The following is a 12,689-nucleotide window of genomic DNA, read 5'->3' on the forward strand; positions in this document are numbered from 1 at the left end:
GATGCCATGGCGGCCGGACTCTGGCCACAGTCCGAGCCCGCCGGGCGCGCCGCGCGTCAGACGTTGACGTACTCGGCGTCGCGGTGACGCGGCACGAAGGCGCCGGAGCTCAGTCCTCCGGGTTGTAGGCGAGGTTGGAGCTGAGCCAGCGCTCACCTTCCTTCAGGGTCCAGCCCTTGCGCCTCGCGTAGTCGGCGACCTGGTCCTGGGCCATCCGGCCGACCACGAAGTACTGCGACTGCGGGTGCGAGAAATACCAGCCGCTGACGGCCGCGCCGGGCCACATCGCCATCGACTCGGTGAGCTCGATGCCGGTGCGCTCGTGGACATCCATCAACTTCCACAGCGTCGCCTTCTCGGTGTGCTCCGGGCACGCCGGGTAGCCCGGGGCGGGGCGGATCCCCTGGTACTTCTCGGCGATGAGTGCGTCGTTGTCCAAGTGCTCGTCGGGCTTGAATCCCCAGAACTCCTTGCGGACCCGCTGGTGCATCCGTTCGGCGAACGCCTCCGCCAGCCGGTCGGCGAGCGACTCCAGCAGGATCGCGCTGTAGTCGTCGAGGGCCGCCTTGAACTCCGCGATCTTTTCACCGCTGCCGAGCCCGGCGGTGACGGCGAACGCGCCGATGTAGTCGGCCAGGCCGGTGTCCTTGGGCGCGATGTAGTCGCTTAGCGACCGGTTCGGGATGCCCTCCCGGTGCTCCCCCTGCTGACGCAGGTGGTGCAGCGTGGTCAGCACCTCGGTGCGGGTGTCGTCGGTGTAGACCTCGATGTCTTCGATACCCGAGCCGACCGCGTTTGCCGGGAAGAACCCGATCACCGCGTTGGCGGTCAGCCACTTCTCCTTGATCAGGGTATCGAGCATCTCCTGCGCATCGTCGTACAGCTTGCGGGCGGCCTCGCCGGTGGCCGGGTTGTTGAGGATGTCGGGGAAGCGGCCCTTCATCTCCCAGGCGTTAAAGAACGGCTGCCAATCGATGTACTCGCGCAACTCGGCGAGGTCGTACTCCTTGAACTCCCGCACCCCGAGGCCCTGGGCGGGCACCGGTGGCGTGTAGCCGTCCCACTCGATCGGGGTCCGGTTGGCGCGGGCCTTCTCCAGCGTGAGCATCGGGCGCTCGTTCTTCTGAGCGTGCCGCTCTCGCAGCGATGCGTAGTCCTTCTCGGTGGCTTCCAGCAGGCCCGGCCGCTGCTTGTCATCGAGGAGGGCCGCGGCGACCGGCACCGAGCGGGACGCGTCCTTGACCCACACCACCGGACCGGACCGGCGCGGCGATATCTTCACGGCCGTGTGAGCGCGCGAGGTGGTCGCGCCGCCAATGAGCAGCGGGATCTCGAGGCCTTCACGTTCCATCTCGACGGCGAAGTTGGACATCTCATCCAGAGACGGGGTGATCAGCCCGGACAGTCCGATGATGTCGGCGTCGTGCTCCCTGGCCGCGGCCAGGATCTTCTCGGCGGGCACCATCACCCCAAGGTCTATCACTTCGAAGTTGTTGCACTGCAGGACGACCCCGACGATGTTCTTGCCGATGTCGTGGACGTCGCCTTTCACGGTCGCCATCACGATCGTGCCGTTGGTGTCCTTCGCCGCTGCCGTACCGTTCTGTTCTTTCTCTTTCTCGATGAACGGCAGCAGGTACGCCACGGCCTTCTTCATCACCCGGGCCGACTTCACCACCTGGGGCAAAAACATCTTGCCCGAGCCGAACAGGTCACCGACGACGTTCATGCCGTCCATCAGCGGGCCCTCGATCACCTCGATCGGGCGGCCCCCGGCGGCGGCGATCTCGGCCCGCAATTCCTCGGTGTCGTCGTCGACGTGGGCGTCGATGCCCTTGACCAAAGCGTGGGTGATCCGCTCGCGGACCGGAAGGCTGCGCCATTCGGCCGCGGCGGGGTCTTCGGATTTCTCTGACTTGTTGAACCGCTCGGCGATCTCGAGCAGCCGTTCGGCCGCGTCCTCGCGGCGGTTCAGGACGACGTCCTCGATGCGGTCGCGCAGCTCGGGGTCGATCGAGTCGTAGGGCACCAGCGCGCCGGCGTTGACGATGCCCATGTCCAGGCCGGCCTTGATGGCGTGAAACAGGAACACCGCGTGGATCGCCTCGCGGACCGGGTTGTTGCCGCGGAACGAGAACGACACGTTCGAGATGCCGCCGGAGATGTGCACCCCGGGAAGGTTCTCCTTGATCCAGGCGCAGGCCTCGATGAAGTCGATCCCGTACGTCGCGTGCTCCTCGATTCCGGTCGCCAGCGCGAAGCAGTTCGGGTCAAAGATGATGTCCTCGGGCGGGAAGCCGACCTCCTCGGTCAGGATCCGGTAGGCGCGCCCGCAGATCTCCTTGCGGCGCTCCAGGTTGTCGGCCTGACCCTGCTCGTCGAAGGCCATCACGACGACGGCGGCGCCGTACTTGCGGCACAGCCGCGCCTCACGAATGAATTTCTCCTCGCCCTCCTTCATGGAGATCGAGTTGACGATCGGCTTGCCCTGCACGTTCTTCAGGCCGGCCTCGATGACCTCCCACTTGGAGGAGTCGATCATCACCGGGACGCGGCTGATGTCCGGCTCGGCCGCGATCAGCTTGGTGAACCGGTCCATCGCGGCGACGCCGTCGATCATGCCTTCGTCCATGTTGATGTCGATGACCTGCGCACCGACCTCGACCTGCTGCAGGGCGACCGACAGCGCGGTGTCGTAGTCCTCGGCCTTGATCAGGTTGCGGAACCGGGCGGAACCGGTGATGTTGGTGCGCTCACCGATGTTCACGAACAGGGAATCGTCGGTGATGTTGAGCGGCTCCAGGCCCGACAGACGGGTGGCCACCTCGATCTTCGGCACCTCGCGCGGCGGTTTGCCCTCGACGACCTTGGCGATCTCGGCGATGTGCGGCGGCGCCGTTCCGCAGCACCCGCCGACCAAGTTGACCAGGCCCGCCTCGGCGAAGTCGGCGATGTAGCCGGCCTGACGCTCCGGGGTCTCGTCGTACTCGCCGAAGGCGTTGGGCAGGCCGGCGTTCGGATAGCAGGAGACAAAGGTGTCCGCGATCCGCGACATCTCGGCGATGTAGGGCCTCATCTCCGGCGCGCCCAGGGCGCAGTTGAGGCCGACCGCGATCGGCTTCGCGTGCCTGATCGCGTTCCAGAATGCTTCGGTGACCTGACCGGACAGCGTCCGCCCGGAGGCATCGGTGATGGTGCCCGAGATGATCACCGGCCAGCGGCGTCCGCGGTCCTCGAACAGCGTCTCGACGGCGAACACCGCCGCCTTGGCGTTCAGCGAGTCGAAGATCGTCTCGATGATGAGCAGGTCTGCACCGCCGTCGACCAGGCCGTTGGCGGCTTCCAGGTAGGCGGCGACCAGCTGGTCGTAGGAGACGTTGCGGGCGCCGGGATCGTTGACGTCCGGCGAGATCGACGCGGTCCGCGTCGTCGGCCCGATCGCGCCGGCCACGTAGCGGGGCTTCTCCGGGGTGCTGTACTCGTCGGCCGCCTTGCGGGCCAGGGCGGCGCCGGCGTAGTTGAGCTCGTAGGCCAGGTCGGCCATGTCGTAATCGGAGAGCGAGATGGCGTTCGCGTTGAACGTGTTGGTTTCCAGGATGTCGGCGCCCGCCTCGAGGTACTCGCGGTGGATGCCCTCGATGATCTGCGGTTGCGTCAGGTTGAGCAGGTCGTTGTTGCCCTGCAGGGCGGTCGGCCATTCCGTGAACCGATCGCCGCGGTAGCCGGCCTCGTCCGGCCGGTCCCGCTGGATCGCCGTGCCCATCGCGCCGTCGATCACCATGATCCGCTGGCGCAGGGCCGCCGTCAGTTCGTCGGTGCAGTCGGGGCGGATGTTCGGCGCGAAGGCATCCGACGCGGAAGTGTTCGTCGCGGAAGTCTTCGTCTCAACGGCCGTCATGTGCATTCCTTCCGTAGCGGAAGGCGTCCTTGACTCTGCCGAGCGTGGCGGAGACCGGCAGGGGACCAGGCCCCCTCCAGAAACCGTTGCAACGCCTCTCGACCAGAAAAGTCTACGTCGTCACCCGACGCCTGGACGCCCTGGCTCGACCCGACCCGCGCTGCCCCGGCTCGCCAGCGCACGGGTCTTGTCGGCAATGGAGTAGTTACCAAGGTTAACGAGGTTGCAGCCGGCCGTATTTCGCCTTGACCGCGGCGACGCCGTTGTAGCGATCGTCCAGCACAAAGTCCACGGCACGGCCTTCGTCAGCGGCAGTCACGCCATAAGAATAGTCGGCCTATGTAAAGCCCCCGGTGAAACGCTCGGCGGGCGCCAATTCACCGCCACCGCGCCCCGAAGATGGGGGCTAGATCCAATTGCCCGACTCCTCATCGAACCGCGCGCGGTCCGCATCGTCGTCGCGCGGAAGGCCGTACGCTAATTCTGTGACCCCGCCCGATGGCCCTCCCTTTGGCCTCCCTAGTGGTAAGGCCGCTCTGCCCGAACTGCATCAGACCATCGTCGTGGCCGCATTCGAGGGCTGGAACGACGCCGGCGACGCGGCCAGCGACGCGCTCGAACACCTCGAGGCCATCTGGGAAGCCGACCCCATCTTGGAGATCGACGACGAGGCGTACTACGACTACCAGGTGAATCGCCCGGTGATCCGGCAGGTGGACGGCGTGACCCGCGAGCTGGTGTGGCCGGCGATGCGGATCTCGCACTGCCGGCCCCCGGGCAGCGACCGCGATGTCGTGCTGATGCACGGGGTCGAACCCAACATGCGCTGGCGCACCTTCTGCGCGGAGTTGGTGGCCATCGCGGACAAGCTCAACGTGGACACCGTGGTGATCCTGGGCGCCCTGCTGGCCGACACCCCGCACACCCGGCCGGTTCCGGTCTCGGGCGCGGCCTACTCCCCCGAGTCGGCGAAGCGCTTCGGCCTTGAGGAGAGCCGCTACGAGGGGCCCACCGGAATCGCCGGGGTGTTTCAGGACGCCTGCGTGGCCGCCGGGATCCCGGCGGTGACGTTCTGGGCGGCCGTGCCGCATTACGTGTCGCAGCCACCGAACCCGAAGGCGACGGTAGCCCTGCTGCGCCGCGTCGAAGACGTGCTCGACATCGAGGTTCCGCTGGCGGACTTGCCGACCGACGCCGAGGAATGGGAGCAGGCGGTCACCGAGATGACCGCCGAGGACGAGGATCTCGCCGAATACGTGCAGTCGCTGGAACAGCGCGGCGACGCCGAGGTCGACATGAACGACGCGCTGGGCAAGATCGACGGCGACGCCCTGGCCGCCGAGTTCGAGCGCTACCTGCGCCGTCGCCGTCCCGGCTTCGGGCGTTAATGACGCGGTCGCCGAACTTGCCGGCGACCGATCAACTACGGAAACATCGCTTCGCACCCACCGATTGGACGTTTCATGCCCTCGTTGCCCGATGACGGCAACCCCAACCCAGGAGCCGGCGACTTCGGCGAAGACGCCGGCTACCGCAAGGGCCTCAAGCCCCGGCAAGTGCAGATGATCGGCATCGGCGGCGCGATCGGCTCCGGGCTGTTCCTGGGCGCGGGCGGTCGGCTGGCCAAGGGCGGCCCCGGGATGTTCCTGGTGTACGCCGTGTGCGGGTTCTTCGTCTTTCTCATCCTGCGGGCGCTGGGCGAGCTGGTCCTGCATCGCCCGTCGTCGGGCTCGTTCGTGTCGTACGCGCGCGAATTCTTCGGCGAGAAGGCCGCTTACGCGATCGGCTGGATGTATTTCCTGGGGTGGTCGATGACGGCCATCGTCGACACCACCGCGATCGCCACCTATCTGCGGCGGTGGACGAGCTTCGAATCGATCCCCCAGTGGGTGTTGGCGCTACTGGCCCTCATCGTCGTGCTGTCGATGAACCTGATCTCGGTGGAATGGTTCGGTGAGCTGGAGTTCTGGGCGGCCCTGATCAAGGTTTTCGCCCTCATCGCCTTCTTGGTCGTGGGCATCATCTTCCTGGCGGGGCGCTATCGGATCGACGGCCACAGCACCGGACTGAGCGTGTGGGCCGACCACGGCGGCATGTTCCCCTCCGGCGTGCTGGCGATGCTGCTGACCACCTCGGGCGTGGTATTCGCCTATGCCGCCGTCGAATTGGTGGGCACGGCCGCCGGGGAGACCGCGGAGCCGGAAAAGGTCATGCCGCGCGCGATCAATTCGGTGATCGCTCGCATCGCGATCTTCTACGTCGGGTCGGTCGCGCTGCTGGCGTTGCTGCTGCCGTACACCTCGTACAAGGCTACCGAAAGCCCTTTTGTCACTTTCTTTTCCACGATCGGCTTCCACGGCGCCGGGGACGTGATGAACGTGGTGGTGCTCACCGCCGCGCTGTCGAGCCTGAATGCGGGGCTGTATTCCACCGGCCGCATCATGCACTCGATGGCCTCCAGTGGCAGCGCCCCCGGCTTCGCGACCCGGATGTCCAAGAACGGGGTGCCCTACGTCGGCATCACGATGGCGGCCGCCATCTGCCTGTTCGGCATTGCCCTGAACGCGGTCAATCCCGGCGAAGCCTTCGAGATCGTGCTCAACATCGTGGCGCCGGGCATCATCGCGTGCTGGGCGACCATCGTGCTGTGTCAGCTGCGCGCCTACCGGATGGCCAAGGCCGGGCTGTTGCAACGGCCCCGGTTTCGCATGCCGTGGGCGCCCTATTCGGGCTATCTCACCCTGGCGTTCTTGGCCGGCGTCCTGGTCATGATGGCCTTCGACAAACAGACCGGCACCTGGACCATCGCCACGGTCGTGGTGGTCATCCCGGCGCTGAGCGCCGGGTGGCTCCTGGTGCGCAACCGGGTGGCGGCCATCGCGTCGCAGCGCGCGGCCCAGACCGGCTAGGACTTGCCAAGTCCCTGGTTATAGGCGCTGGTGGAACGGCCGAGCGCCGCGACCTGGGCGTCCAGTTGGGGTAACAGCTCGGCGGTCGATTTGTGCAGGGGCGCTTCGCCGACCGCGCTGGACAACACCGGCTTGACCCACCGGAACAGGGCCACCCAGCGCGGGCAGTAGACGCGGGTGCGCCGGCGCCGGATGCCCTTGACGAACGCGGCGGCGCATTTGTCGACGGTCGTCGTCTTGTTCAGCGGCCACGGGAAGCTGGCCAGCAGTTGGTTGAACGCGGACAGGTCGGTTTGGGTGTCGCGGACCAGCGCGGTGTCGATCCAGGACATGTGCGCCGAGCCGACCCGCACGCCGTGGCGGGCCACCTCCAGCCGCAGCGCATTGGCGAACATCTCGACGGCGGCCTTGGAGGCGTTGTACGGCGCCAGCCCGGGGCAGGCCGTGTAGGCGGCCAGCGAGGAGACGATCAACACGTAGCCGCGGCGCTCGGTCAGGGCGGGCAAGGCGGCGCGGACCGTGTGAAAGACGCCGAGCACGTTGATGTCGAGGACCCGCTTGAACGCCTCGGGGTCGACTTGGGTCACCGACCCGTAACTCATGATGCCGGCGTTGGCCACGACGACGTCGATGCCGCCGAACCGCTCGACGGCGCGGGCGGCGGCCGCCTGCATCGCCGACAGGTCGCGCACGTCGGCCACCGCGGTCAGCACCCGGTCCTCGCCCAGCTCGTCGGCGAGCGCCGTCAGGTCGGCCTCGTTGAGATCGGTGAGGACGAGCTTGGCGCCCTTGGCGGCCAGCCGGCGCGCGACCTCGGCGCCGATCCCCCGCGCGCCGCCGGTGATGAAAACGACTTGGTCCCGCAGCGATGTCATGGCCGACAACGTACCGCGCTGTGGACCGGAGTGACTGCGGCCGCCCGCGCGGGACGGTCGCCATCGGCCTCGGCGGCGCGGGCCGAGGACGCCGATCGGTCGGTCGAGGCTCTCCGCGGATCACCAGGCGGACGAATTACGCACGAATGGAATTAGCGTCCACGAAATTGATTACAGAAAGCGGGCGGTATTTAGCGCGCGTCTCATAAAGTGTCGCGGGGCGATGGTTATCTCCGCCCACTCTTTGCGGATCGACGAGTCTGTGTAAACACTACGCTAACTTGCCGCCCCCACTACTCTATTCGTTCGCACCTTGCCCGCCGACACCAATGCCGACCGTAGGCTCCGGGCATGACACGCAGTTGCGCATGTCGGCGGGGGCCACGGGATGACAGTCGACAGCTCTGCCCCACCGCCAGTGACCGTTGTAGAAGTCGAATTCGGCCATACCCGATAAGCCACCGGCGCGCGGTGGCCCCGCCAACCCAGCCACCGCGCGCCGGATTTAACAACGCATCCACCCTCGGCCTAGTCGGCTTCAGTAATTGACGGGAGGGATGATGCACAGAAAATCGACTCCATCGAATCTACCCGTGTGGAAATTTGTGTCCCATGCCAGCTTCGGTGACGTGGACACCTATCTCTGGCATCGTCAGGGCAGCAACCTATTCTGCTGGCGCCCGGTGGGAAAGACGTGGAATGAAGCGACAAAGAAGAACGTCGCGTAATGACGGGCGTAACCAAATTCGCCGGCTAAAAGACGGAGAAATAAGGCGATCAACGCTGTGTCGGCGGCGTGGGTGGTCCCCTACGCGTTCAAGCGGGCGAACTGACCTTGCCGATACTGCTCGACGCACGCCGAGCGCCGCACCTTGCCACTGGTGGTGATCGGTATCGACCCGGGTGCCACCACAACCAGATCCGCGACGCCGACGCCGTGCGAGTGGGAGACCGCGGAGGTGACGTCACGCTCCACGACGGCGAGCGTGTCCACCGCCTCGGCGCGGGACGCGGCCTTGTTCTTGACTTCGGCGATCACGACGAGCTTTTCCATGCCCTGATGCGGAACCGCAATCGCCGCGCACCGGCCCCGGGTGATCTCCTGGACCGTCGCTTCGATGTCGTCGGGCGAGTGGTTACGCCCGTAGACGATCAGCAGATCCTTGATGCGGCCGATGATGAACAGCTCGCCGTCGAAGAAGAACCCCGAGTCCCCCGTTCGCAACCACGTCGCTTCCGGTGCGCCGGCCGACGGAGCGACAAGCCGACCGCCGAAGGCGCTTTCGGTCTCCTGGGGCTTTAGCCAATAGCCCATGGCGACGTTGTCACCATGCACCCAGATCTCACCGACCGTTCCCTGGGGGCACTCAATGTTGGTGTCGGGATCAACGACACGAATCACCGGAGACCGCGGCGCCCCGTAGCTGACAAGTGGTGTGCCGGTTGAACTTTCGCACTGCTGCGCAATCCCGGTGGCCAGTTTCTCGGAGTCGAAGTGGGCGATTTTGGGTGGTTGCGCCGGTGTGCGGGTCAACGCGTACACCGTTGCCTCCGCGAGCCCATAGGCGGGCCGCACCGCTTTGTCGGGCAGATTGAAGCGCGTGAACCGCCCGGTGAAACGCCGCAAGGTCGCCGGATGCACCCGTTCGCTACCACTGAGGATGACCAGTACGTCCCCGAGATCCAGTCCGGCCATGTCCTCGTCTGAGGTTTTGCGGGCCGCCAATTCGAAAGCGAAGTTCGGCGACGCGGAAAATGCGTGACTTTCCTTGGCCAGCAATTGCATCCATCGGGCCGGTCGCTGCAGGAACGACACCGGACTCATCAGCACCGTGCGAATACCGCCCAGGACCGGTGCGCACACCCCCAGTACCAAACCCATGTCGTGGTAAAACGGCAGCCACGACACGATGGTCGTATCGGGTGGAGCGACGCCGCCGTACTCCACACAAAAGTCGGACATCACCTGCCCGAAATTGGCCAGCAAGTTCCGATGCGAGACCATGACCCCGGCGGGCTGACGGGTCGACCCGGACGTGTACTGCAAATACGCAAGATCTGCGTGATTCTCGCTCCCGGCGCCGGATCCTGTGCGGGCGTCCAGGCCCAGCAGGTCGACCTCAACCACCGACGGCACGGGCCCGCCGGACTCCGACTTGACATAGTTCGCAACGGTTTCCGCAGCGGCGGACGTGGTGAGGACGACCGTCGGTGACGCATCGCGCAGCACCGAACTGACCCGCTCATCGCTGACGCCACCCAGCGGAACCGAAAGCGGAACCGCGACCCGCCCCGCCTGCAGTGTGCCGAGAAACGCCACGACGTAGTCGAGGCCCTGCGGGGCCATGATGACGGCGCGATCACCCGTCGACCCGCAATCGTGAAGCTGCCGGGCAAGGTTCACCGTTCGCCGCTGCAGCTGAGACCACGTCAGGCTTTCGGCAATTCCGTTCCAGTCCTGCTCGTAGTCAATGAAGGTGAACGCCGTGTCGTTGGGCTGCAAGCTGGCTCGTTCACACAGCAGGTTCGAAATGGACGTCTCAACCATGATCACTCCATGCCGGCTCGGCCGGGGGTCCAAAAGGGTTTGGTGCATATCTGGCGTCGATCCCAGCCACGTTCGGTGGTCAGGATCTTGCGCAAGGTTTGTATGGTGCGGGCCTCGCCGGCGAGGTAGGCGACGCCGGGATGGGCGGGTAGCGGGAGGCTACGTAGGGCATCGGCGAGCACGGCAGAGTCTGCCGCTGGAGCGTCACCGCGCTCGACCCGGGTCAGGGGGGTGGCGAGGGGAAGGTGGTCGGTGTCGGTCGCGGCCTCGACCACGCCGTAAACCTCGGCGGACGGGTGCAGAGAGCGCAGCATCGCGGCGAACGCGACCGACGCGGTTTCTTCGCCGGCGAACACGTGGTAGGGCGCGCCGCGGCGGATGACGAATTTGCCCTGGGGGCGGGTGAACTGGGCCTGGTCTCCGACGGAGGTGGCCGTCGCCCAGCGTCTGGCGGGCGTCGCGTTCTTCGGGTCGCCGTCGTGGTCGACCATCACGATGTCGAGCGCACCGAGGTCGGGGTCGACGTCGTAGATGGAATACGTGCGGAGCACCGGGTACGGGCGCAGCCGCACAACGGAATCACGCAGGTTCGCGACCTGCAGCCGGACATGCTGACCCGGCGTCCAGGTCAGTCCCTGCAGCCGCGGGCCGCTGAACCGGATGCGGCGCATTCTTGGTGTCAGACTTTCGATCTCGCTGACCGTCGCGGAGAGGAAAACAGCGTCTCGCAGCGTGCTGATCAGTGGGAAACGATCGATGAGGGTGGCCACAAAGAACTCCAAAACACTTTCGGTGGTCGACGGTGGGTGCCGGTCTGCTCAGTAGTTGTTGCAGGTGCCGAAGACGCGCTGGACGAGTTCAAACTGCTGGTCGGCCCCCGGCTGGCCGGCCAGCATCTGGGCCATCTGCTGGCGTTGACCCGGCGGCGAAGCGAGGAACTGACGCAAGAAGGCCCCGCTCTCCGGCGAAGAGTTGAATTGTGCGGCGGCTTGCGGATCCGCCGCCTGCAGCGCCGATATCACCTGTCCGTAATTGCAGGTGGTGTTGACGAACGGACTCAGGTCCCGATCGGCGAACGCAAGACCGGCACCGGCGGTCAACGACAATGCGAGGGCGCAAACGCCGACAGCCACTCGGGTCGTGGTCAATTGGACACCTCCTGAACGGGTGCGAACTCGAGGTGCAATTCCTTGAGGCGCCTGAACAACAGGGTGCGGTCCCAGTCGAGCCGGCGAGCGCCCGGGGGACCGTGCTCGGCCTCGGAAAGCCGAATGTCGCGCATCCGAGCCAGGATTCGTTCCAGGCTCACCCGCACTTCGGCGCGGGCGATGGGCGCGCCCGGGCACGTGTGAACACCACGGCCGAACGCCATGTGATGCAGTATGTTCGGGCGGCCGAGGCGGAATTCGTCGGGATCGTCGAACCGCCGGGGATCGCGGTTTGCCGCACCGTTCATCACCAGAATGCTGGTACCGGCTCGCACATCGACGTCTCCGATCCTGGTGCTACGCCGCGCCAGGCGGAAGTTCGATTTGATCGGGCTCTCGATGCGCAGCATCTCCTCGATGAAGGCGGGAATCTTTGAATTGTCCTCGCGCAGCTGCTCTTGCAGGTCCGGTCGCTCCGCCAACGTGAGCATCGACAGACTCAGCAGGTCGATCGTCGTGCCGTGGCCCGCGGCGTACATGAAGGTGGCAACGCGGGCGACGTCTAACGCGTCGGGGGTCGTGCCGTCGGGAAACTTTGCCAACGCAAGCTCGGTGAGGACGTCGTCGCGCGGATTGCGCCGCCGTTCCTCGATGTACTCCACGAACCACTCCTCTTTCACGCCGACGAAACCGCTGCGGTCGCCTTCGAGCCTGCTGGCTCTCGCCGCGTGGCGGAATCGCTCACGATCGGCCTCGGGTACGTCCAGCAGGTCGGTGATCGCGTCGAGCGTGAACGGGAAGTTGTAGTCGAAGACGATCTCGCACTTACCCTTTGCGACGAAGCGGTTGAGTTGTTCATCGGCAAGGCGCCACAGGAAGTCCTCGTTGTTCTTGAGCTGTTTCGGCGTGAACAACCGGCTCAACAGCGAGCGGTGCGCGGTGTGCTTCGGTGGATCGAACGTGATGAAGTAGTCGCCGAACGTAACCTTCTTGCGGTGCCGCTCGATCACGTCCGAGATGTCATCGCTGTCGGTTTTGGTCGGAATCCCCGACCATGGCCCGCTGACGATGTTGCATACCGACAGGGCCTGCTCGGTGTCGCGTTGCACCGCGAGGGCCTCGTCGTACCCCGACACCATCACCACACCGTGCGCCGGCTCACGCCATACCGGGCAACGCCGGATCGCGTCGTAGTAGTCGTAGGGGTCGTCGACGAGCGCCTTGTCGGTGAAGAAGTCGAGGTGCTCGGGTCCGCTCGGAGCGGACTTTCCTGTGACCATGTGATCGGAAGCCATGATGAAATCCTTTCCG

The 12,689-nt window shown here is 65.9% G+C and carries 8 protein-coding genes; 2 read left to right on the plus strand and 6 right to left on the minus strand.

Annotated features, from left to right (window positions below):
- Positions 1-109: 109 nt before the first annotated feature.
- A complete protein-coding gene (gene metH, locus QGN31_RS15055) occupies positions 110-3,904 on the minus strand; it encodes a methionine synthase (protein WP_009953405.1) in 3,795 nt (1,264 codons plus the stop codon).
- A 479-nt stretch (positions 3,905-4,383) separates the two neighbouring features.
- Here metH and QGN31_RS15060 point away from each other — a divergent pair, with 479 nt between their 5' ends.
- Both QGN31_RS15060 and QGN31_RS15065 read left to right on the plus strand, forming a co-directional pair.
- Positions 4,384-5,286, plus strand: coding sequence for a PAC2 family protein (locus QGN31_RS15060; RefSeq protein WP_014380025.1), 903 nt, complete (start codon positions 4,384-4,386; stop codon positions 5,284-5,286).
- Between the two features lie 75 nt (positions 5,287-5,361).
- Entirely contained in the window at positions 5,362-6,807 is a 1,446-nt protein-coding gene (locus tag QGN31_RS15065) for an amino acid permease (protein ID WP_009953407.1), read from the plus strand.
- Here the strand turns inward: QGN31_RS15065 and QGN31_RS15070 are convergent.
- From QGN31_RS15070 to QGN31_RS15090, 5 genes are all read right to left on the minus strand, one after another.
- On the minus strand, positions 6,804-7,682 hold the full coding sequence (locus tag QGN31_RS15070) for an SDR family oxidoreductase (RefSeq protein WP_008256256.1): 879 nt from the start codon (positions 7,680-7,682) through the stop codon (positions 6,804-6,806). The two genes, QGN31_RS15065 and QGN31_RS15070, sit on opposite strands and share 4 nt — an antisense overlap.
- Positions 7,683-8,490: 808 nt before the next feature.
- Positions 8,491-10,230 (minus strand): AMP-binding protein, encoded by a 1,740-nt coding sequence (locus QGN31_RS15075; RefSeq protein ID WP_041787058.1) that lies wholly within the window; start codon positions 10,228-10,230, stop codon positions 8,491-8,493.
- Between the two features lie 2 nt (positions 10,231-10,232).
- Positions 10,233-11,000, minus strand: a complete 768-nt coding sequence (locus QGN31_RS15080; protein WP_029384411.1) for a siderophore-interacting protein — start codon at positions 10,998-11,000, stop codon at positions 10,233-10,235.
- 48 nt (positions 11,001-11,048) lie between these two features.
- Complete coding sequence (locus tag QGN31_RS15085; protein ID WP_201409333.1) at positions 11,049-11,378, minus strand: hemophore-related protein; 330 nt, start codon at positions 11,376-11,378, stop codon at positions 11,049-11,051.
- Positions 11,375-12,673, minus strand: a complete 1,299-nt coding sequence (locus QGN31_RS15090; RefSeq protein WP_008256248.1) for a cytochrome P450 — start codon at positions 12,671-12,673, stop codon at positions 11,375-11,377. The genes QGN31_RS15085 and QGN31_RS15090 overlap by 4 nt, the downstream gene beginning before the upstream one ends.
- Positions 12,674-12,689 lie beyond the last annotated feature (16 nt).

The organism is Mycobacterium sp. 2-64 (assembly GCF_035918375.1).
In the GTDB taxonomy this organism is placed as follows: Bacteria; Actinomycetota; Actinomycetes; order Mycobacteriales; family Mycobacteriaceae; genus Mycobacterium; species Mycobacterium intracellulare.

Excerpts from the sequence above, each read along its gene's own strand:
- metH (WP_009953405.1), bottom strand. The coding sequence starts at position 3,904 with ATGCACATGACGGCCGTTGAGACGAAGACTTCCGCGACGAACACTTCC.
- QGN31_RS15065 (WP_009953407.1), top strand. The coding sequence starts at position 5,362 with ATGCCCTCGTTGCCCGATGACGGCAACCCCAACCCAGGAGCCGGCGAC.
- QGN31_RS15070 (WP_008256256.1), bottom strand. The coding sequence starts at position 7,682 with ATGACATCGCTGCGGGACCAAGTCGTTTTCATCACCGGCGGCGCGCGG.
- QGN31_RS15075 (WP_041787058.1), bottom strand. The coding sequence starts at position 10,230 with ATGGTTGAGACGTCCATTTCGAACCTGCTGTGTGAACGAGCCAGCTTG.
- QGN31_RS15090 (WP_008256248.1), bottom strand. The coding sequence starts at position 12,673 with ATGGCTTCCGATCACATGGTCACAGGAAAGTCCGCTCCGAGCGGACCC.